14 protein-coding genes and 1 pseudogene are annotated in these 21,280 nt (G+C 68.2%); 5 read left to right on the top strand and 10 right to left on the bottom strand.

Annotated features, from left to right (window positions below):
• Positions 1-4: 4 nt before the first annotated feature.
• A complete protein-coding gene (malG, locus tag ACNI65_RS06970) occupies positions 5-895 on the top strand; it encodes a maltose ABC transporter permease MalG (RefSeq protein WP_416762019.1) in 891 nt (296 codons plus the stop codon).
• A 113-nt stretch (positions 896-1,008) separates the two neighbouring features.
• Here the strand turns inward: malG and ACNI65_RS06965 are convergent, their stop codons facing one another.
• The 3 genes from ACNI65_RS06965 to ACNI65_RS06955 are packed head-to-tail and all read right to left on the bottom strand — an operon-like array spanning position 1,009 to position 2,871.
• The gene (locus ACNI65_RS06965) at positions 1,009-2,139 is read right to left on the bottom strand and encodes an ATP-grasp domain-containing protein (RefSeq protein WP_416762018.1); all 1,131 of its coding nucleotides are present in this window, start codon (positions 2,137-2,139) and stop codon (positions 1,009-1,011) included.
• Positions 2,136-2,675, bottom strand: a complete 540-nt coding sequence (locus tag ACNI65_RS06960) for a hypothetical protein (protein ID WP_416762017.1) — start codon at positions 2,673-2,675, stop codon at positions 2,136-2,138. Before ACNI65_RS06960 ends, ACNI65_RS06965 begins: the two co-directional genes overlap by 4 nt.
• A 34-nt stretch (positions 2,676-2,709) precedes the next feature.
• On the bottom strand, positions 2,710-2,871 hold the full coding sequence (locus ACNI65_RS06955) for a hypothetical protein (RefSeq protein ID WP_416762015.1): 162 nt from the start codon (positions 2,869-2,871) through the stop codon (positions 2,710-2,712).
• A 182-nt stretch (positions 2,872-3,053) separates the two neighbouring features.
• Between ACNI65_RS06955 and ACNI65_RS06950 the strand changes: the two genes are divergently transcribed.
• Positions 3,054-5,204 (top strand): glycoside hydrolase family 13 protein, encoded by a 2,151-nt coding sequence (locus ACNI65_RS06950; protein WP_416762013.1) that lies wholly within the window; start codon positions 3,054-3,056, stop codon positions 5,202-5,204.
• Between the two features lie 3 nt (positions 5,205-5,207).
• Here ACNI65_RS06950 and ACNI65_RS06945 read toward each other — a convergent pair whose 3' ends face one another.
• The 4 genes from ACNI65_RS06945 to glk form a co-directional block, all read right to left on the bottom strand.
• A complete protein-coding gene (locus ACNI65_RS06945) occupies positions 5,208-6,452 on the bottom strand; it encodes a type II toxin-antitoxin system HipA family toxin (protein WP_416762012.1) in 1,245 nt (414 codons plus the stop codon).
• Positions 6,449-6,793, bottom strand: a complete 345-nt coding sequence (locus ACNI65_RS06940; RefSeq protein WP_416762011.1) for an XRE family transcriptional regulator — start codon at positions 6,791-6,793, stop codon at positions 6,449-6,451. The genes ACNI65_RS06945 and ACNI65_RS06940 overlap by 4 nt, the downstream gene beginning before the upstream one ends.
• 198 nt (positions 6,794-6,991) lie before the next feature.
• The gene (locus ACNI65_RS06935; protein ID WP_416762010.1) at positions 6,992-9,799 is read right to left on the bottom strand and encodes a TonB-dependent receptor; all 2,808 of its coding nucleotides are present in this window, start codon (positions 9,797-9,799) and stop codon (positions 6,992-6,994) included.
• Positions 9,800-10,062: 263 nt separating this feature from the next.
• Entirely contained in the window at positions 10,063-11,100 is a 1,038-nt protein-coding gene (gene glk, locus ACNI65_RS06930; RefSeq protein WP_416762009.1) for a glucokinase, read from the bottom strand.
• A 374-nt stretch (positions 11,101-11,474) separates the two neighbouring features.
• On the opposite strand from glk, the pseudogene ACNI65_RS06925 reads away from it, so the two are divergent.
• The 3 genes and pseudogenes from ACNI65_RS06925 to ACNI65_RS06915 form a co-directional block, all read left to right on the top strand.
• Positions 11,475-13,392, top strand: a pseudogene (locus ACNI65_RS06925) (glucokinase); the annotation flags it as partial.
• A gap of 168 nt (positions 13,393-13,560) precedes the next feature.
• Positions 13,561-15,831, top strand: a complete 2,271-nt coding sequence (locus ACNI65_RS06920) for a type I secretion system permease/ATPase (protein WP_416762008.1) — start codon at positions 13,561-13,563, stop codon at positions 15,829-15,831.
• Entirely contained in the window at positions 15,828-17,231 is a 1,404-nt protein-coding gene (locus ACNI65_RS06915; protein WP_416762007.1) for an HlyD family type I secretion periplasmic adaptor subunit, read from the top strand. Before ACNI65_RS06920 ends, ACNI65_RS06915 begins: the two co-directional genes overlap by 4 nt.
• Before the next feature lie 8 nt (positions 17,232-17,239).
• Here the strand turns inward: ACNI65_RS06915 and ACNI65_RS06910 are convergent, their stop codons facing one another.
• The 3 genes from ACNI65_RS06910 to ACNI65_RS06900 form a co-directional block, all read right to left on the bottom strand.
• Positions 17,240-18,352: a TIGR03364 family FAD-dependent oxidoreductase gene (locus ACNI65_RS06910; RefSeq protein WP_416762006.1), complete on the bottom strand. Its 1,113-nt coding sequence runs from the start codon at positions 18,350-18,352 to the stop codon at positions 17,240-17,242.
• Between the two features lie 33 nt (positions 18,353-18,385).
• The gene (locus ACNI65_RS06905) at positions 18,386-20,029 is read right to left on the bottom strand and encodes a putative 2-aminoethylphosphonate ABC transporter permease subunit (RefSeq protein ID WP_416762005.1); all 1,644 of its coding nucleotides are present in this window, start codon (positions 20,027-20,029) and stop codon (positions 18,386-18,388) included.
• Positions 20,030-20,202: 173 nt separating this feature from the next.
• Positions 20,203-21,267, bottom strand: a complete 1,065-nt coding sequence (locus ACNI65_RS06900; protein WP_416763582.1) for an ABC transporter ATP-binding protein — start codon at positions 21,265-21,267, stop codon at positions 20,203-20,205.
• Positions 21,268-21,280 lie beyond the last annotated feature (13 nt).

The following is a 21,280-nucleotide window of genomic DNA, read 5'->3' as shown; positions in this document are numbered from 1 at the left end:
TCACATGGCGATCGTTCGAGGCAAGCAGGCGCGCTGGCGCGTGGTGGCGGCGCATGCGATGTTGTGGGGCTTCCTGGCCGTCACGCTGTTCCCGCTGCTGGCGGTGGTGTCGATCTCGCTGCGGCCGGGCAACTTCGCCACGGGCAGCCTGATCCCGACCACGATCAGCCTGGAGCACTGGCAGCTCGCGCTGGGCATTCCGTACCAGGCGGCGGACGGCTCGCTGGTGCAGCCGCCCTTCCCGGTGCTGACGTGGCTGTGGAACTCGATCAAGGTGGCGACGATCTCGGCGGTGCTGATCGTGGCGATCTCGACGACGGCGGCGTATGGCTTCGCGCGGCTGCGTTTCCCGTTCAAGGGCGGGATCCTGAACAGCATGCTGCTGCTGCAGATGTTCCCGCCGGTGCTGGCGCTGGTGGCGATCTACGCGATCTTCGAGACCATCGGCACCTTCGTGCCGTGGCTGGGCATCGAGACGCACGCGGGCGTGATCGTGGCCTACCTGGGCGGCGTGGCGACGCACATCTGGACGATCAAGGGCTACTTCGAGACGATCCCGGTGGAGATCGAGGAGAACGCGAAGGTGGACGGCGCGACGCACTGGCAGGCGTTCCGGCTGGTGCTGCTGCCGATGGCGGTGCCCATCCTGATGGTGGTGTTCGTGCTGGCGTTCATCGGCTGCATCATCGAGTATCCGGTCGCCTCGGTGCTGCTGCGCGAGGAGTCGAACCTGACGCTGGCGGTGGGATCGAAGTACTTCCTGCACGACCAGCGCTTCCTGTGGGGCGACTTCGCGGCGGCGGCGGTGCTGTCGGGGTTGCCGATCACGGCGGTGTTCCTGCTGGCCCAGCGCTGGATCGTGTCGGGACTGACGGCGGGTGGAGTGAAGGGCTGAGGGATCTCGCTGTTGATCCGCAGGAGCCGGGCGCGAGAGACCTCCGTGAAGTTCGTGGCCACCGGAGGTGCTGCCATGCCGTCGGCATCCAGGAACGCGCCCAGCTCATCTATTCAGAACGAGTCATACAACGACACCACCCCCGCGCGTCGCGCGTGCAACTCGCGATCGCGCGTCAGCTGTCCGAGGTAGTCCGGCGAGGACGCGACCTCGCTGAAAGCCACCGGTCTCGCATCCGGCATCGGTGCGCCAGCGCGGGCCAGCAGGAATCGCGCGAAAGTATCGAGCATCGCGAGCTCCGGATTGGCCACTTCCTTCCACAGGAACTGCCCCATCTCGTTGACCTCGATGAAGCACCAGTCCCCGGCTTTCGACTCGATGAGATCGAAGCATCCGAAGACGATGCCGAGTTCGGCCATCACGTCGAGACAGGCACGCCGCACCCTGTCCGGCAACTGCACCGGCGCGATCTTCACCGCGTCGAAAGGCACGTTGCGCCAGTCGATGCCGTATTCCAGCTCGCTATCGATGCGCGCGGCGACGACGTGCTCACCCATGATCGTCACTCGATACTCGGCGCGCACCGGCACCAGCTCCTGGTAGATCGACGCCGTCGATCGCACCGACAACTCCTGAGGCAGACGGTGACGGTCGATGCGCACCGCCCTGCCGATGCGCAAGCCGCCGCCGTCCAGTTGCCATTCCATGATCTTGTGGGGCTTGTAGACGACGTTGCCGTCCCCGCAAGCATCCAGCAACGCCAGCACGTCCTCCCGGCGATTGGTGAAGAGCGTGCGAGGCACCTTGAGGCCGGTCTTGCGCGCGGCCATCAATTGGGCCACCTTGCTGTTGGCGCGCCGATAGGCCGCATACGGGTTGATCCACGCGGTGCCCTCGTCCAGCGACCACCACATCGATGAGAAGAACTTCAGGTTCTCGCGGCCCACGAAGTCCTGATCATCCGGATGCACATCCACCAATGACGGCGCGCAAGGCCGCCGGAACCACACCGCGTCGACCGGCGTCGCGCGCGTGTCGAGATCGATCGCGGTACCGGCCGTGCGCACCGACACAGAGTCGGCATCGATCGCGACTGTGACGGTCTGTTGATTGGGATAGTCCGCGCCGAACCATCTCACCGGATGGTGCCCCCATTGCGAGAGCACGGCTGACACTGCCAGCGCGTGCACGTCCTCGACTTGGGTGGGGATCAGGATCGTCTTGGCGCCTTGTCTGGGCTTCATCTGAATATCTCGCCGTACGGCTTTCCGAAATGGTCGATCAACTGATCCACGACCTTGAGGTTGGCCGCATTGCCGGGCACGTCGGCGCGCTGGGCGATCTCCTGACGACATCGCCTGAGGCTGTCCAGGTCGCGACGGAGAAACGCTGCCACGGCGTCGACATAGTCGTTCCACTTGAAGGGCGAGTCAGCGGCCATCTCCGGGCGCCGGGCCCGCTGGAGCTTTTCCAATGCAGCCGGATAGTTCCCCACGGTCGCATCCATTTGCGCACCATGGAAATAGACGTGATACGGGCGATCTCCCTCGGACAGGAAACGCTGGATCGCCACGGCTGCCTGCGCCTTGCAACCCTCGGTGGCGAGCAATCGCCAGCCCTGTCCGGGCGTGAGGTCGAATTCCTTGGGGGTTTGTTTCGCGAAAGCAGGAGATTCGCGGTCAAGCAGGTCGTCGCAGCGATCCGTGGCATGGACGGCGTTGGCAGGGATCGTGAGGCACACCGCGAGGGCGATGCGCCAGGCGGGGATCATGTCGAGCATCGTGAAAAGGGTGGCCGAGGCCACCCCGCTTCCATCAGTCGCAGTCCGCTTCCGGATTGCCGGTCGGCGTGTAGGCAGCCTCCGTCAGCACGCCGCCGCTCACCAGCTGGAGCTCTTCGGGCGTCAGTTCACGGGCGAACTCGAAACCGACGGAACGCACGGGTTCCGCATCCTTCTTCACTTGCTCTTGTTGCATCTTCTTCCCTTGAATGTCCTTCTTCACAGCAGAAGGTAGGCTGGGATCAACACCCTTCGGGGGCCGATCCGTCGGCGATGGTAGGGGGCGTACCGCTCCCCTGGGGCAGGCCCTGTAAGCTCTTCCAGCTAGGGATACTTCTACCAAGCCTCAAGCGCGCTGCTTCGCGATAGCGTCGAGCCATGAACGCCACGCCCTCGACACGTCGCCTCCTGCTCGCCAGCCTGTTGCTCGCGCCCGCGCTGGCCTTCGCTCAGGACGCGACGACCCCGGCAGCGACCGGCACCGCAGCGACCGCCGCCTCGCCGGCCCCAGTCCCACCCACCACGCTCAACCCCATCGCCGCCAGCCTGCGCTACGACTCGCGCCTCGCCGCCTTCAAGCAGCCTTTCGGCGCGCAGCCGGCCAAGACCTGGATCGAGTTCTCGCTCACCGCCCTGCCCGGCGTCGACAAGCTTGAGCTTGTCATCGAGCGGCGTCGCGTCGAGGGCAACGAGGACCTCATCGCCTACACCGAGGAAGCCCGCGTGCCGCTGCACAAGGCCGGCGCCGCCTCGGGCCGCGAGCAGTGGAAGGCGCGCCATCGATTCGGCGGCCCGGGCGTCTACGGCTACTACTTCGTCGCCACCGTCGACGGCGCGCGCTACGTCGTGCAGAACAACGCCGACACCATCTACTGGACCAAGGAGAAGGGATCGATGGGCCCGGCCGAGGTCGCGCCGCTGCCTGCGATCGCCGCGGGCAAGGGGCCCGTGCCGCCGATGGCCATCCGGCGTTATCGCCAGACCATCCACGCGTCCGACTTCGCCGTGCCCGACTTCGCGCGTGACCTCGTCTACTACTACGTCTTCCCGGAGCGCTTCCGCAACGGCGACAAGACCAACGACCCGCAGGTCGGCCGCGCGAGGTACCAGGACCACGGCATCGAGCGCCATCCGCGCTGGATCGACAAGCCCTACAAGCCGGGCAGCGGCGATGGCTCCGATGCGGTCTACAACAACGACTTCTTCGGCGGCGATCTCGCCGGACTCATCGACAAGCTCGACGACCTGCGCGACCTCGGCGCCAATGCGATCTACCTGACGCCGGTGTTCCAGGCGGCCAGCAATCACAAGTACGACACCGGCGACTACAAGCGCATCGACCCCGCCTTCGGCACCAACGACGACTTCCAGCGCCTGACCAGCGAGGCCGGCAAGCGCTGCCTGCGCGTGATCCCGGACACCTCGCTGAACCACGTCGGCGCGGACTCGCCCTACTTCAACCGCTTCGGCAACTTCCCCGCCGGCGGCGCCTTCGACAACGGCAAGCCCAACCCGGCCTCGCCCTATGCGAGCTGGTTCAAGTTCGATCTCACCAAGCCGCAGCCCGACGACCAATACGGCGCATGGATCGGCATCAAGGACCTGCCTGAGATCGACAAATCGAGCCGCGCCTTCCGCGACTACGCCTTCGGCATGAACGGCGTCATGCAGTACTGGCTGGACCGCGGCGCCGCGGGCTGGCGCATGGATGTCGCGCCCTGGGTGCCCGACGACTTCTGGCGCGCGTGGCGCGTCGCGGTGAAGCGCCATCAGCCCGAGGCGCTCACGATCGCCGAGACCTGGTTCGACGCGAGCAAGTTCTTCCTCGGCGACACCTTCGACGCGACGATGAACTACATCTTCCGCAACACGGCGCTGGACTTCGCCGCCGGTGCCAATGCGGAACGCGTGTATCAGAACCTGGAGCTGCTGCGCGAGTCGTATCCGGCGCCGGCGCTCTTCGCGTCGATGACGCTGCTGTCCTCCCATGACCAGCCGCGCGCGCTGTACCACTTCGGCGCGCGCGACGACAGCCCGCCCGAGAAGGTCGCCGAGGGCAAGCGTCGGCTGCTGCTGGCGATGTTCTTCCAGATGACCTGGCCCGGTGCGCCGACGATCTACTACGGCGACGAGGTGGGCATGGGCGGCGGCGAGGATCCCTACAACCGCGCGCCGTATCCGTGGGCGGATGAAGGCGGTCAGCCGGACCTTGCACTGCGCGATCAGGTCAAGCGCCTGGTGGCGCTGCGGCATGCGCAATCGGTGCTGCGCCACGGCAGCCTGTCGGCGCCGCTGTGGCTCGATGAACACGTGATCGTGCTGCTGCGTCAGGACGGCAAGCGCAACGCGATCGTCGCGATGAACAACGCGGCCGAGCCGCTGCGCGTGGAGATCGCGCTGCCCGCGGCGCTGCGCGGCGTGCCGTTCATCGATGCGATGACGCCGGGGGCGCCGATGAAGGCGGCAGCCAATGGGAAGCTGCTGGTGGAGATCGGCGCGATGACGGGGCGGGTGCTGGTCGGCGAGTGAACCTCAGGTGAGATACGCCGCACGCTGTTCCGCCAGCGAGGGTCGGTCGATCTGATCGGCCAGCAGAGTGATGTCGCGTGGCAGCACACCGACCTGCTCGAAGTGGGCCCGCCATCCGTCCACGGCGCGCGCGACGCGAGAGACCTCGGCGGTCGCCTCCGAGGCGTTCAGGCCGAAGAGCCGAGCCTCTGACATGGCGTTGTCGATCGTCGATTCATGACCCTGCGATCCCACCCGCAGCTGCTGATACCCGAGCGCCTGTCCCGAAGGCAGTACATCGAAGGCCGGTGACAAGGTCAGTTCACCGTGGGGCATGGTCAGCAGCACGTGGTTCTTTTCGTGATCGTCGGTGTTGTCGATCAGGATGTTGAACACCATGCGGCGGAACAGCTCCCGCATCTGCGCTTGCGCCTGTCCATTCGCCGTCACACCGCGACGGCGCAACAACTGCGCCAGCTCCGGATACCCGAGTTCCGCCTTCATCGCCCTCAACGCGACGTGGGCTGAAATCGCATGCAGGCGACGTGTGCCCGCCCTGTCGAAACGGCGAACCGCCACGGCAGTGCCCTGCGGCAGATGGATGGCTCGCGTCTCCGCGACCTCGATGCCGGCACGGGCACACAGGGTCATCGTCGCGTGCTCGACCCGAGGCATGTCGAAGAGCTCACCGGGCTCAGAAAACTTGACCACCCATTGATGACCGTCGATCTCGATCAGACCCTTGGGACGTGCCCCGCCAAACGTGACGCCCGGCGCGATCAGGCGTCGGCTCGCTTCATCCACGGGTTCGCCGGCCAGGATGCGCTGCGCCATCGCCTCCATCGCGGCGACGTCGCCCAGTCGCGGCAAGGGACCGATCTGACGAGGCCGATACTCGGTCGCGGACAGCGACACCCCAAGCGCCCCGAAGCGTTCATGGCCGGCGTAGTAGAGGTAATCGAACACCGCCAGGCGGCGGGGCCGATCCAGGAACCGGATCACCCGCTCGCCCCATCGGTCAGGACGCGCGTCGTCGACGGCACCCACGGCCGTCTCCTTGTCCACAGGAAGGATCTCACCCGGGTCGAGTCGGAGGTCCTCGCTCAACGCGAAACCGTTCTTCAGCCAATCCGCTCCATAGGTCAGGGACACGCCCTTGAGCGATCGCACGAGACGTAGCTCGCCAATCAGCCGAGGCGCCTGCGGGTCGCCCAGCCACCACAGCCAGAGCAGATCCGTCGGCTCCAGGGTCTTCGCATCGATCGTCATACCTCGTCTCCCGGCTTCGCCTTGCCTTCGTCGCCGGACGCAAGGCGCTCGTCTATCGTCGTGCGTCGCTTCACGGCTCGCTGCCGGGCGACCCTGACAGCTTGTTCCAACGCTCCGCGGTCATGCTCCGGCGCTGCGAGTTCCGGCAGCGCGGCATCGCGCCCCATCAGCCACAGCGCCGTGGCGTAGACCGCCATCGACACCGTGGGATCCCCCCGCTCCATGCGCATCAGCGTCGGCTCGGAGACGCCGATGCGCTGAGCCCAGGACTTCAGCGGCTCCCGCCGACGCTTGCGCGCCAGCGCCAGGTTTTCACCCAGCTCGCGCAGATGGGCGAGCACGGCGACAGGCATTTGATCTACGGCGACCGGTCTCTTTGGCATGACATATATGTTAGTACATTCGCGAATTTACCGACATCTATGTTCTTCGCTACAAGTGCGTCCCACCACACCGTCGTGGCGATCGCCCATGAAAAAACCCCGCCCGGCTGACGCCGGACGGGGTTGAGTCTCACAGGGAGGCCGAAGCCTCAACCGTCAAAACTTATAGGTCGCGCCCACCAGGAAAGTCCGACCCCACTTGATGTACTCGAGCGGGCGATCCTTCGTGACCGCATAGGTCCGGTAGGCCTCGTTGGTCAGGTTGTTGACCTGCGCCAGCAGTCCCAGACCCTTCAGCGGACCCTCGGTGAAGTTGTAGCCGATCTGCGCGTCGACGATGCTCTCGCCCACCACGTAGCGCAGCGTGCGCGCGCCGTTGAAGTTGCCGATCTCGCCGATGAAGTCCGACCGCTTGCGCTGGCTCACCCGCAGCTCGAAACCGTCGCGCTCGTAGTACGCCGTCAGGTTGTAGACGTGCTTGGACAGGCCCGGCAGCGAGATGTTGCCGCTGCCCACGCTGCTCGCGCTTTCCGGATCCTTGATCGAGATGTTGCTGTCGTTGAAGCTGGCGCTGGCGATGATGCCGAAGCCATTCAAGGCCGGCGAGATCAGGTTCAGCGGCAGCGAGGCCGTCAGCTCCAGACCCTTCAGCTTGCCGCCCGAGCCGTTGTACGGCGCGGTGTAGGCGCCGGTGGTCAGCACCGGCGGGCATTGCGAGCCACCACCCACGCCGCAGGTCGACGGCGGCACGTAGCCAGCGACGAACCGGGAGAAGTCGTACTGGTCGAAGGACTGCGTGTAGATGTAGCTCCGCAGGTCCTTGTAGTAGCCGGCCGCCGAGACGTAGGCCTTGGAACCGAAGTACTTCTCGTACGAGATGTCCAGCGCGTTGGCGCGCCACGGGTCCAGGCGGGCGTTGCCGCCGCTGGCGCCGGGCTTGCCGGTGGCGTTGTCGACGCCGAAGTCCAGCGCCGAGCGCAGTTGGTCCACCTTCGGACGCGCGACCTGCTTGGCCAGCGCGAAGCGCACCGTCTGGTCATCCCCCAGCGCCCAGGCCAGGTTCAGGCTGGGCAGGAAGTCGGTGACCGTCTTGCCGTCGTCGATCGGCTTGACCTGCTGGCCGGCGGGGGCCGTCCCGTCGTAGTAGTTCGAGTGCGACGACTGCTTGACGTTCACCACCTGCAGGCCGACGTTGCCGCGCACCGGGATGCCGAAGGTCGTCGTGTCGATGTTGCCCTTGAAGAAGGCAGTCGTCGTCTTTTCCTCGACGTCCCAGGCCTTCGAGATCAGGAAGTTGGCCGTGTCGCTCGGGGCGAACACCATGTAGCGCGCGACCGCGGCCGGCACGTTCCAGGCCGGGATGGAGCCCAGCCCGGCGAAGCTCAGGTCGACCGGCGAGTACTGCAGGTCCGAGCCGATGGTGGTCGGGCCCTGCGCGCCCACGTCGATGTTGCCTTCGGGCTGACGCTTCTTCTTGGAGCGATCGGCGTAGTTCAGGCCGACGTCGAAGTCGCTGAACAGCGAGGAGGCCATCGCCGGCGCCGGGATGTTGGTCACCAGCTTGAAGCCGGTCAGCTCATCCTTGACGCTGGGCACCTTGCCGTAGCCCGAGCCGTACACGGTGCCGCGCAGGTACAGGTTGGCCGGGTTGGAGTAGTCCAGCGTCGGGACGATTTGCGAGAAGCCGCCACTGGAGAAGGCCAGCTTGGCCGTGTCCAGCAGGTTCTGCGACGGCGTCAGCTGGGTGTTGTTCTCCAGGTTCAGCTCGTTGCGGGTGGCGCGCGAGTAGTTCACGTCCGCCGTCACCGAGATGCCATTGTCGAACTTGAGCTTGTTGTTCCAACCGGTGGCGACGATCTTGTCTTCGCGCTTGTTGTACATGCCGCGGATCAGCGGGACCACGTTGGTGATCGTGCCGCCGGTCTGCGAGTTGTTGGCGTTGGTCGTGCTCGAGGTCCAGTTGCAGGCCGGGCTGCACGGGAAGTTCCCGTTGTACTGGAGGTTCATCTCGAACTGGTTGGCCGTGTCTTCCTGCTTGGCCTTCGTCCAGAAGCCGTCGATGACGCTGGTCCAGCTCTTGGTCGGACGAAACTCGATCGTGCCCATGACCGCGTCGCGCTCGTTCTTGCCGGTGCGGCGCAGCGCCTTGATGCCGTCGGACACGAAGGTGCCGGCGGCCACGCCCGGGCGGGTGTTGACGGCCCAGGGCTCGTACAGGCCGACCTGCTCTTCCTGCACCGGCGTCTCCTGGTGCGCGAAGCCCAGAGACACGCCGATGGTGCGGTCGGCGAATTGGTCGATGTAGCTGGCGCTCAGGCGATTGCCGGTGCCGCTCGAATCGGCGGCGGAGCCCAGCGAGTTGCGCTGGCCGCGCGCGCTCAGCGTGACGACGCGGTTGCTGAAGTTCAGCGGACGGACCGTCAGCATGTCGATCGTGCCCGACAGGCCCTGGCCCACCAGGCCGGCGTCCGGCGTCTTGTAGATCGTCACGCCGCTGAGCAGCTCGGACGGGTACTGGTCGAATTCGACCGTGCGGTTGTCGCCGGTGGAGACCAGCTCGCGGCCGTTGAGCAGGGTGGTGGCGAAATCGGGCGACAGGCCGCGCACCGAGATCACCTGCGCGCGGCCGGCCACGCGCTGGGCCGACAGGCCGGGCAGGCGCGCGATCGATTCGGCAATCGACACGTCGGGCAGCTTGCCGATGTCCTCGGCGGAGATCGCCTCGACGATGGAGTCGGAGTTCTTCTTCACCGAGATCGCGGCCTCGATGCCGCGGCGGATGCCGGTCACGGTGACCGTCTCCAGCGTCTTGTCGGCGGCGGCCTTCTCGGCGGCCTGACGGTCGGCTTCGGTCTGCGCCTGTTGCGCGTGCGCGGCGCCGGCCATCAGGGCCAGCGTCACGAGGCAACCGGCAGCGACCGGCTGCACACGGAACAGCTCGCGCGAGGCGTGCGATGTCTTCATTTGTTTGTCTCCTGTATGAACGACGGAACCCAACGTTCGAAAAGAATTCTGTACTAAAACTAGATCACGATCCAAGTTCTCGCAAACCCTGTCGCTCACCTTCCGCCCGGTTCATGGCGGAAAAACGACGAAGTTACCTCGGGTTTCTACGAATAAACCGTCAAATTAGGGGCGCAGAAAGCAAAACGGCGGCCTCGAGGGCCGCCGTTAACAGGCTGTGATGTAGCTGGACTACAACCCAATCTGCTGATCAGCGCACCAAATCAGCGCACCGACTGCTCCAGCGCGAAGGCCGCGCCATCCAGCGCGGTCAGCGTGTCGGTGATCAGCACGCAGGGGACGCCCGCCAGATAGGAGGAGAAGCGCCCCTTGTCCTCGAAGCGCGCCCGGAACGCCGACTGGAAGAAGCGCTCACCCAGCCGCGGCACGATGCCGCCGCCGATGTAGACACCGCCTCGCGCGCCCAGCGTCAGCACGACGCTGCCGGCGAAGCTGCCGAGGAAGGCGCAGAACTGGTCCATGGTCTTGGCGCAGATGGTGTCGCCGGCCAGCGCCCGCTCCACGATCTGCTCGGCGCTGAGGCGTTGTGCCGAAGGCTCGCCGGCGACCGTCGCCACGGCGGCTTGCAAGGTCGGCAGCCCGATACCGGAGAGGAAACGTTCGGCCGACACATGCGGGAATTCCTTGCGGGCCACGGCGAGCAACTCGCTCTCGTAGTCGCTGGTCGGGGCCAGCGTCATGTGCCCACCCTCGCCCGGCAGCGCGACCCAGCCACCCGAGGTCTCGATCACACCACCCACGCCCAGGCCGGTACCCGGACCGATCACGGCCAGCGTGCCGCGCGGCGTCGACAGCGCGGGGCCCGGCAAGGCGGCGATCTGATCCGCGCGCAGGCCTGGCAGCGACAGCGCCAAGGCCTCGAAATCGTTGAGCAGGCGCAGCTCATCCAGGCCAAGATCCGCCTGCAGCTGACTGCGGGAGAAGGTCCAGTGACTGTTCGTCAGTTCGACCCGATCGCCCTCGAGCGCCGTCGCCAGCGCGAGCGATGCCCGACGCGGACGTGCCGACAATCCCAGGCCGGCCAGCTCCTGGAGATATGCCTCCGCCGCGGCGCGCAGCGATTCATACTGCGCGACCGGCAGCTTGCGCACATGCTGCACGCGCGCGCCAGGACCATCGACCCACGCGAACCGGGCATTGCTCCCGCCGATGTCCGCCACCAGCCACGGGTAACCCGCGGCGTTCGTTGCCTGGCCGGTTGTCTCTGTCCGGCTCGCGGCCACACCCTGATCTGCTTGCACTGTTCTTGTCCTGCTGGTTCGGCTTGATGGCCCGCCTTCACGGCAAACCGGGGGCCGCTCATGGCGGCGTTCGCGCAAGGTAGCAAAACTACAATCCCTGCACAAGAGCGGTGTCCCCGGTGTCGAGTCGCTCACGGAGCGGGCCTTGACGCCAGAATTCAAAAATCATCGGCAACTGATTGTCGCCAATGGATTTTTCCATTTCATCCCATCTCTCCCGCAGCTGTCAATCCTGCTGTAGTCGCACTACAGTTGGAAGACCGCCCCACCTCGGACCACACCCGATAGCGGGTGAACTCCCCGGCTAGGGCGAACCCTTTCGGGGGGTACCCGGCGCCAAGACATAATGGCCGCTTCCCTGCCGCCCCCTCTTCATGCGTGATTTCGACAGTCCCCGACTGATCGCCGACATCGGCGGCACCTTCGCCCGTTTCGCCCTGGAAACGTCTCCGGGAGAGTTCGAGCACATCGCGCTCCTGCGCTGCGCCGAGCACGCCGACTTCCACGCCGCGGTGCGCGCCTTCATGGACCGGCTTCCGCGCCAGCTCAAGGTGGCGCACGCGGCGATCGCGATCGCCAACCCGGTCGAGGGCGACCTGGTGCGCATGACCAACTACCACTGGCAGTTCTCGATCGAGGAAGCGCGTCAGCGCCTCGGCCTGGACACGCTGGTGGTGGTCAACGACTTCACCGCGCTGGCCATGGCCCTGCCCCGCCTGCGCGGCAGCGAGATCCGCCAGGTCGGCGGCGGCGAGGCCCGCCCCCACAGCGTCATCGGCCTGCTGGGCTCGGGCTCCGGCCTGGGCGTCTCGGGACTGATCCCGGCCGGCGAAGGCTGGATCTCGCTGGGCTCCGAGGGCGGCCACACCAACTTCGCGCCGCGCGACGAACGCGAGATCGCGTTGCTGCGCTTCGCCTGGAACGAGTACGAGCACGTCTCCTTCGAACGCCTGCTCTCGGGCCCTGGCCTGGAACTGATGCACCGCGCGATGGCCGACTACCTGAAGCGGCCGTCGGAAGCGCTGTCCGCGCCGGAGATCACCGCGCGCGCGCTGGAAGCCGCCGATCCGGTCTGCGAGGAGACCCTCGAGCTCTTCTGCACGCTGCTGGGCACCGCCGCGGCCAACCTGGCCGTCACCCTGGGCGCGCTGGGCGGCATCTACATCGGCGGCGGCATCGTGCCGCGCCTGGGCGAGTACTTCGACCGCTCCCGCTTCCGCGAACGCTTCGAGGACAAGGGCCGCTTCTCCGACTACGTCACCGCGATCCCCACCTTCGTCATCACCGCCGAGCACGCGACCTTCAAGGGCGCCTCCGCCATCCTTGAAGCCCAGCTGCGCAGCCTGCAGACCAGCGGAGGCGCGTCGGCCATCGTCGGCCAGATCCGGCGCGCACGCGACGGCCTGTCCCCGGCCGAGCAACGCGTCGCGGACCACGTGCTGGCCCACTCGCGCAAGGTGCTCAACGATCCGATCGCCGAGATCGCCAAGGCGGCCAACGTCAGCCAGCCCACGGTGATCCGCTTCTGCCGCTCGCTGGGCTGCGAAGGCCTCTCCGACTTCAAGCTGCGACTGGCCTCCGGCCTCACCGGCACCGTGCCCGTCAGCCACACCCAGGTCACGCAAGACGACTCGATGGTGGAACTCGGCGAGAAGGTGCTCGGCAACACCGCCTCCGCCATCCTCCAGGTCCGCAGCCAACTCAACCGGGACATGATCGATCGCAGCATCGAGCTGCTCCTCAACGCCTCCCGCATCGAGTTCTTCGCCATCGGCCATTACGGCGTGGTCGCTCAGGACGCGCAATTCAAGTTCCTGCGCTTGGGCGTGGCTTGCAATGCCTATGTCGAACCGCGCTTGCAATTGCTGGCCGCGCAGACGCTCAAGCCCGGCGACGTCGCCGTCCTCATCAGCTCCAGCGGCAAACTGCCCGAGCTGATCGCCGTCGCCGACGCCGCACGCGAACGCGGTGCGCATGTCGTCGCCATCACGGCCAGCCAGTCTCCGTTGGCCAAGAAGGCAGACGCCGCCCTCATCGTCGACCACGTCGAGGACGTCGCCACCCACCTGCCAATGATCAGCCGCATCCTCCACCTGCTCGTCATCGACATGCTCGCCGTCGGCGTGGCCATGCGCCGCGATCCCACACAACCCGCACTCCGGGCCGCCCACCCCGACCTCGACGAAACCGACGAGGACGGCCGCTCCACCGCGCGTCGTGCAGCCCCCGGGATCAGCCTCGCTTCTCCGCTGGCTAAGCTCACGGCACACAGCCGCTGAGACTGAGCACGATCGACCCGAGCGGGCCTCCTCCTCTCCATGTCCCCCGCCCGCTCCGCGGGCTCCTCCTAATACTTCCGAGGAGGAGACCCGCTCGGGTCGATCCGATTTACCGAGGTCATCGCGGAACCCCGTCCCATCGACCTCGACTCACGCGCCCTCCCCACGCTCGTGAGCTCCGATGTCTGATCCCCCTCCCTCTTCCTCTTCCTCTTCCTCTTCCCCTTCATCCTCCCCATCCCCCTTCGCCGCGCTCTGCCTCCTCGCCGCCTTCCACGAGATCGCCGCCGATCCCGATGCCCTCGCCCACCAACTCGGCATCACCCCCCACGAGCCCGTCACACCCAACGACCTGCTCCGCGCGGCTCGACTCCTCGGACTCAAGGCCCGCCTCCTGCGCGTCAACCCCGACCGCCTCTCCCACCTGCCCCTCCCCGCCATCGCCTGGCTGCGCGGCAATCACATCGGCGACCACGCCGACAACAACACCCCTCACCAAGGACTGCCCGACACCCCACATCCCGTGGTGATCGGGCGCGTCAGCGATCGCGACGCGCTCATCGTCGATCCGTCCGTCCACGACGGGCGACCCCTGCTCCTCAGCCGGGCCGATCTGCAAACCCGCTGGACCGGAGAACTCCTGCTCGCAGCGAGTCAAGCCAGCCTCATCGGTGCGCAGGCCCGCTTCGACTTCTCCTGGTTCATCCCCGCGCTCGTCAAACATCGACGCCTGCTCGGTGAGGTGCTCCTGATCTCCTTCGTGCTGCAGGCCCTCGCGCTCGCACATCCGCTGTTCTTCCAGGTCGTCATGGACAAGGTGCTCGTCCATCAGGGCCTGTCCACGCTACACGTGATCGTCACCGGCCTGGTCGTGGTGATGCTCTTCCAGGGCCTGCTCTCCGGACTGCGCCACTACATCCTCAGCCATACGACGAGCCGCATCGACGTGGAACTCGGCGCACGGCTCTTTCGCCACCTCGTCGCGCTGCCGCTGGCCTACTTCCAGGCCCGCCGGGTCGGCGATTCGGTCGCCCGGGTGCGTGAGCTCGAACACATCCGCGCCTTCCTCACCGGTCAGGCGCTGACCGTGCTGCTGGACCTGTTCTTCTCCATCGTCTTCATCGCGGTGATGCTGCTCTACAGCGTGCCGCTGACGCTGATCGTGCTGCTCAGCCTGCCCGCCTACATCCTGCTGAGCCTGTTCATCGTGCCCGTGCTGCGTCGCCGCCTGGACGAGCAGTTCGCGCGCGGCGCGGAGAACCAGGCGATGCTGGTCGAGTCCGTGACCGCCATTCAGACCGTCAAGGCCGGCGCGTTGGAACCCAGCTTCGCGCGGCGCTGGGACCGGCAACTCGCGGCCTACGTCTCGGCGAGTTTCCGCTCGCGCAACCTCGCCACCTGGGGTCATGAAGGCGTGAGCCTCGTGGGCCATCTGACCCAGGCCGCCACGCTGTGGTTCGGCGCACAGCAGGTCATGAATGGCGCGCTGACGGTGGGCCAGTTCGTCGCCTTCAACATGTTCGCGCAACACGTCGCCCAGCCCGTCATGCGCATGGCCAACCTGTGGACCGACTTCCAGCAGACCGCCCTGTCCATGGACCGTCTGGCCGACATCCTCGACACGCGCACCGAGACCCCGCTCACCAGCGCCGCGCAGTTGCCCGCGCTGCGCGGCGCGATCGAGCTGCGCGATGTCACCTTCCGCTACCGGCCGGCCGCCGCGCCGGCGCTGCGCGGCGTGGACCTGTCGCTGCGCGCGGGCGAGGTGGTCGGCATCGTCGGCCGGTCGGGCAGCGGCAAGAGCACCCTGACCACGCTGGTGCAACGGCTGCACCTGCCGCAGGAAGGCCGCGTGTTGATCGACGACATCGACACCGGCCTGATCGACGCGGCGCAGCTGCGTCGCCAGGTCGGCGTGGTGCTGCAGGACAACGTGCTGTTCCATCGCTCGCTGCGCGAGAACATCGCGATCACCGACCCGGCGGCGCCGATCGAGCAGGTCGTGCAGGCCGCCCGTCTCGCCGGCGCGCACGACTTCATCAGCGAGCTGCCCGAGGGCTACGACACGATCGTCGGTGAGCAAGGCAGCTCGCTGTCCGGCGGGCAACGCCAGCGCGTGGCCATCGCGCGCGCGTTGTTCGGCGACCCGCGCATCCTGATCCTCGATGAAGCCACCAGCGCGCTCGACTACGAAAGCGAGGCCGCGCTGCACCGGAACATGGCGAGCATCTGCCGCGGTCGAACGGTGCTGATCATTGCCCACCGGCTCAGCGCGGTGCGACGCACGGATCGCGTCGTCGTGATGGACGCGGGTCGCGTCGTCGAGCAGGGGCCACACGAGGAGCTCCTCACGCGGCCGGCCGGCCTGTACCGGCGCCTGTGGTCGATGCAGGCTGCAGCCGGAGCAGCGGGAGCAGCGGGTGCCGAGGGAACAGCGGGAGCAGCGACATGAGGGCCGCCGCCGTCCTGCGCGCCGCCTGGGCCGCGCGCGCGGAACTCGCGGGTCCGGCGCGGCTCGCCGATGATGCGGCCTTCCTGCCCGCGGCGCTCGCGCTGCGCGACACGCCGCTGCACCCCGCGCCCCGTCGCTGCGCGGCGCTGCTGATCGCGCTCGCCGCGCTCGCGCTGATCTGGTCGGCGATCGGGCGCGTCGACATCGTCGCCGTGGCGTCCGGCAAGCTGGTGGTCAGCGATCGCGGTCATGCGATCCAGCCGCTCGAGCGCGCCATCGTGCAGCGCGTCGCGGTGCGCGACGGCGATCGAGTGACCGCGGGTCAGACGCTCGTGGAACTCGATGTGACCGCGCCCGCCGCCGACATGGCCACGCTTCACGAGCAAGGCCTGGACGCCAACGCGGCCGCGTGGCGCGCCTCGCGGCTGCTTCACACGCTGCAAGCGCTGCACGCAGGGGGGACTGCCAGGGTTCCGGACGAGGCGGTCCCGCCGGACTGGCCCGAGGTCCGCGCGCGCGCCGCGATCGAGCAGCTGCGCGCCGAGTGGGCCGACCTGCGCGCGCGGCTGGGCCGGCTGGAGGCCGAGACCGCGCGCCGTCAAGCCGAACGGGAGACCGCGTTGTCCGCGGTGGCGCGCCTGTCCGCGATGCTGGACACGGCCTCGCGTCGCGAAGCCGATCTGCGCGCGTTGGCCGGCGAGGGCTTTGCCAGCACGCACGCCTGGGAGGACCGGCGACGCGAGCGGATGGACCTTGAGGGGGAGCTCGACACCCAGCGGGCGCGCGCCCGCGAGGCCGACGCCGCGTTGACTGAGGCGCGGGCCGCGCGCACGGCGCTGATCGCCGAATCGCGGCAGCGTTGGTGGTCGCAGCGAAACCAGGCCACCACGCGCCTGGCGCAGGTGGAGACCGAGCGCCGCAAGGCCGACCGCCGCGAGCAGCTCACCCGCCTGTCGGCACCGGTGGACGGCACCGTGCAGCAACTGGCGGTCTACCGGCCCGGCGCCGTCGTCACCGAGGGACAGCCCCTGATGGTCGTGGTGCCCGACGACGCCCCGATGACCGCGGAGGTGATGCTCGACAACCAGGACATCGGCTTCGTGCGAGTCGGCGACACGGCGGCCGTGAAGCTGGCGGCGTTCCCGTTCACGCGCCACGGCACGATCGCCGCGACGGTCACGCGCGTGAGCCCCGATGCGATCGATCACGAGCAGCTGGGCCCGCGCTTCGCGGTGACGCTCGCGCTGGCGGCACGCGACATCGACATCGACGGCAACCGCGTGCCGCTGCGCCCGGGCATGGCGCTGGACGCGGAGGTGCGCACCGGCAGCCGCCGCGTGCTCGAGTTCCTGCTGAGCCCGTTGGAGCGCGTCGGCAACGAGAGCCTGCGGGAACGCTGAGCACCCACCTACCAGCCCGCGAGCACTTCCTCCGCGAGCCCGAACGCGGTGCTCGCGCCGGTGCCGCTGGTGACCATCACGAGCCGCGTGCGCTCGTCGGGCGCCTCGATCAGGCAAGGCGCCTGCGCGCTCACCGGATAGACGCCGGTCCAGCGCTCGACGACCTCCAGCGAGGGCAGCGCGAGCTGGCGATGCAGCTCGTCGAGGATCAGCCGATCGACGGCCTCGCACGCGAACGGCGGCAGCACTGGCCCGTAGTGGTGCGAGTCCCCGACCACCAGCGTCCCGTCGGCGCTCTGCACCACGATCAGATGGATGCCGTGCGCCAGCGCGTCGTGGCGCTCGGCGGACAGCCGGCGCAGCAGCGGCGCCGCCTCGGGCAGCGCGGCATAGCCGTCGTAGCGCACCAGGCTCAGGTCGGCCATCAGCGCGGCGTTCAGCCGGAATCCCGAGGGCGGACGGACCCGAAGCATCTGCAGCTGGCACAGCGACAGCGCATGCGGCGTCCACCGGTCGGCGAAGAGGCCGTGCAGCTCAGCCCCGGCGCAGACGGCCACCCGCTCGGCGCGGTAGCTCGCGCGGGAGGTCCGCACATGCGGGGCTTCGACCTCCAGCACCGACTCGCCGAAGTGGAACTCGACGCCATGTGTCTCGGCCAGCCAGGCGGCGATGCGGGGGATGACGTCGCGCGATTCGACGCGCAACTCGTGCGGGCTGTACAGGCCGCCAACGAGTCCCTCGGCGCGCAGGCCGGGTTGGCGCTGCAGTGCCTGCGCGACGGTCAGGCGCTCGCAGCCCTCGCCCATCTCGGTGTCGAGGAAGGCGTCCAGCACCTCGGCGCCATCCTCGCCACGGGTGGCCACGAGCAGGCCGGCGTGCTCGATGCGCAGACCGGCCTGGGGCGCGAGCTCGGCCCACAGGTCGCGCGAGCGTCGCGCGCGCTGCCAGTGCGCGCCGCGTTGCTGGCCTGTCACGGTCACGAAGCCGAAGTTGCGGATCGACGCGCCGATGCAGGCGGCGTCACGTTCGATGACAACGACGCGCCAGCCGCGCTTGGCGCCGGCCCACGCGTGGGCCAGGCCGACGATGCCGGCGCCGATCACCAGGAGATCACAGGTCATGAATGGAGGGATCGAAGGGAATGAGGATTGCAATCACCGCGCGCGCCAGCGCTGCGTGCGTTGCACCAGCACGTGGCCGATGAGGCCGATGACGCCGCGCCCGACCGCCGCGGTCGCGAACAGCAGCGTGGCCATCGCAGCGGCGGGTGCGGTGTCGCCCGCGTCGTCCATCGCGAGCACCGCGATCGCGGCAAGCGTCGTATCCGGCGAGTACAGGAACACCACCGCCGACACCGTCGTCAATGCGCTCACGAAGAAGTAGCCCGCCACCTGCACCAGCGTCGGCATCGCGATGGGCAGATGCACGCGGCGCAGATGCGTCCAGAACGGCAGACCCAGCGACTCGGCCACGCGTTCGTATTCGGGGTCCAGTTGTCGAAGCGCGCCGAGCTGCGTCAGGTGAGCGACCGAGTAGTAATGCGCGATCGTGCACAGCACCAGGATCGTCAGCCCGCCATACCAGCCGCGCAGCGGGTTCCACGGCGCGTTGAAGAACAGGATGTAGCCCAGGCCCAGCGCGAGACCGGGCACCGCCATCGGCAGCGTGGCCAGCGCGTTCAACAGCCCGCGGCCGGCGCGCAGTCCACGCGGCTTGTCCACCAGCCACGCGAGCAGGAAGCTCAGCACGGTGCCCGCGAGTGCCGTCCACACCGCCACGCGCAGCGAGTTGCCATAGCTGGCCCAGCCGCCGCCGTCGCTCATGTCGAACTGGTAGTGCGACAGCGTCGGGGTGAGCTGATACGGCCAGTACTGGGCGAAGGACGCGTAGACCGCGATGCCGAAGACGCCCACGAGCGCGGCGGCCACGAGCGCGCAGTACAGCAATGCGGCCAGGTCGCGCGGCGCGTGGGGTTCGGGCACATGCGGCACGGCGCGCAGGCTCAGCGTCGCGCGCTGACGCGCGCGCAGCCGCTGTTCCAGCACGAAGGCGCCCAGCGCCGGCACCAGCAGCAGCAGCGCCACGACGGCGCCGCGGTCCAGGCGCTGCTGACCGACGACTTCCTTGTAGATGTCGGTGGCCAGCATGGCCGTCTGTCCGCCGACGACCTTGGGCACGCCGAAGTCCGTCAGCACCAGCACGAAGACCACCACCAGCGAGATCAGCACGCCGTAGCGGCTTGCCGGCAGCGTGACCGTGCGGAACACCCGGCCGCCGCCCGCGCCCAGGCATCGGGCCGCCTCGATGAGGCGGGCGTCACTGCTGGACAGCGTGGTGACGAGGATCAGCATCGCGTGCGGGAAGGTCCACAGCACCGAGCCGATCACGATGCCCACGGGGCCGTAGAGGCTGTCCACGCCGAGCGCGGTCAGCGCGGGCTTGAGCAGCCCCTGGTTGCCGAAGGCGTAGACCAGGCCGATGGCCGCGAGCAGCGACGGCGCCAGCAGCGGCAACAGCGCGAGCGCGCGCCACAGCGCCTTCGCCGGCAGCGACGTGTGCGTCAGCGCCCAGGCGTAGCCGTAAGCGAGCGCCACGCACAGCAGCGACGAGACGGCGGACAGCACGACGCTGTTCTGCATCGCGGCCCAGCGGCCCGTGGAGAAGTACGCGACGAAATGCGCCACGCCGACGAAACGCCCCTGTCCATCGAGCACGCTCTGCGCGAGCAGGGACACGAGCGGCAACAGGATCAGCACGGTGAGCACGACCAGCCCTGCGCCAAGCAGGAGACGCAGCACCCACGCCTCGACATGAACTCCGCCATGAAGCCCCTCGCCCGCGGAGCGGGAGAGGGGTTGGGGTGAGGGCTCGGCGAGGTTGCTCAGTGCCCTTCGGAGAGCCCTCACCCCCTGCCCTCTCCCGCTGCGCGGGCGAGGGTGATGGATGGAGGCCTGATCTGGAGTGGCGCTGCTCACGCCGCCCTCCGCATCGACAGCGGCGCGTCGAAGAGCTGCAGCGCGTTCGCCGGCAGCGCCAGGCCGCGCGTTTCGCCTTCGACCAGCTCTACCGCCTCCGCGCTGGCCAGTTCCAGCATCAGTTCCTGCCCCACGCCCAGCGCCTCGCAGTGCAGCGCCACCTGCGTCACCGGCCCCTGGAACTGCAAGGTCTCGATGCGCGCGCGCAGCGGCGCGCCCTCCGCGGCGACCAGCCGGATGGCCTCGGGCCGGATCCCGATGCGCACCACGCTGCCGGTCTTGTACAGCCGCGTGTCGGCGTCCAGCAGCGTCGTGCCCACGCGCACGCGGCCCTCGGCGACGACCTGGCCGTCCAGCCAGTTCATGCGCCCGACGAAGCCGGCCACCAGCGCGCTGGCCGGCTGCTCGTAGAGCTGACGCGGCGCGCCCTGCTGCGCGATCTGCCCCTTGGCCAGCAGCACGACGCGGTCCGACATCGCGAGCGCCTCGTCCTGATCATGCGTCACCATCAGCGTCGTGATGCCCAGGCGCTGCTGCAACGCGCGGATCTCGGCGCGCAACTCCTGGCGCACCTGCGCGTCCAGCGCCGACAGCGGCTCGTCCAGCAGCAACAACCGCGGACGCGGCGCCAGCGCCCGGGCCAGCGCCACACGCTGCTGCTGCCCCCCGGAGAGCTGCGCGGGGAACTTGTCCGCCTGCTCCAGCAGACCCACCAGCGCGAGCAGCTCCGACGCGCGCTCGACCGCCTCGCGCCGCGGCAAGGCCGACAAGCCGTATCGCACGTTCTCCATCGCCGTCAGGTTGGGAAACAGCGCGTAGGACTGGAACACCACGCCGAAGCGGCGTCGCGAGGCCGGCCAGCCGGTGATGTCCTCGCCCTGCATCAGCACCTGGCCGAGGTCCGGCCGCTCGATGCCGCAGACCACGCGCAGCAGCGTGGTCTTGCCGCAGCCCGACGGCCCGAGCAGCGAGACGAACTCGCCGGCGCGCAGGTCCAGATCGATGCCTTGCAGCACCGTCTGAGGCCCGAAGCGTTTGGTGATCTGACGCAGATGCAGCATGGCGCGGTTCACC

It is taken from the genome of Roseateles sp. So40a, assembly GCF_048081605.1.
Lineage (GTDB): Bacteria > Pseudomonadota > Gammaproteobacteria > Burkholderiales > Burkholderiaceae_C > Roseateles.
Note: the sequence above shows the minus strand (reverse complement) of the source record. Positions and strands in the feature narration are given on the sequence as shown.

Excerpts from the sequence above, each read along its gene's own strand:
- ACNI65_RS06960 (WP_416762017.1), bottom strand. The coding sequence starts at position 2,675 with ATGCTCGACATGATCCCCGCCTGGCGCATCGCCCTCGCGGTGTGCCTC.
- ACNI65_RS06965 (WP_416762018.1), bottom strand. The coding sequence starts at position 2,139 with ATGAAGCCCAGACAAGGCGCCAAGACGATCCTGATCCCCACCCAAGTC.
- malG (WP_416762019.1), top strand. The coding sequence starts at position 5 with ATGGCGATCGTTCGAGGCAAGCAGGCGCGCTGGCGCGTGGTGGCGGCG.
- ACNI65_RS06900 (WP_416763582.1), bottom strand. The coding sequence starts at position 21,267 with ATGCTGCATCTGCGTCAGATCACCAAACGCTTCGGGCCTCAGACGGTG.
- ACNI65_RS06955 (WP_416762015.1), bottom strand. The coding sequence starts at position 2,871 with ATGCAACAAGAGCAAGTGAAGAAGGATGCGGAACCCGTGCGTTCCGTC.
- ACNI65_RS06950 (WP_416762013.1), top strand. The coding sequence starts at position 3,054 with ATGAACGCCACGCCCTCGACACGTCGCCTCCTGCTCGCCAGCCTGTTG.
- ACNI65_RS06945 (WP_416762012.1), bottom strand. The coding sequence starts at position 6,452 with ATGACGATCGATGCGAAGACCCTGGAGCCGACGGATCTGCTCTGGCTG.
- ACNI65_RS06915 (WP_416762007.1), top strand. The coding sequence starts at position 15,828 with ATGAGGGCCGCCGCCGTCCTGCGCGCCGCCTGGGCCGCGCGCGCGGAA.
- ACNI65_RS06935 (WP_416762010.1), bottom strand. The coding sequence starts at position 9,799 with ATGAAGACATCGCACGCCTCGCGCGAGCTGTTCCGTGTGCAGCCGGTC.
- ACNI65_RS06910 (WP_416762006.1), bottom strand. The coding sequence starts at position 18,352 with ATGACCTGTGATCTCCTGGTGATCGGCGCCGGCATCGTCGGCCTGGCC.
- ACNI65_RS06920 (WP_416762008.1), top strand. The coding sequence starts at position 13,561 with ATGTCTGATCCCCCTCCCTCTTCCTCTTCCTCTTCCTCTTCCCCTTCA.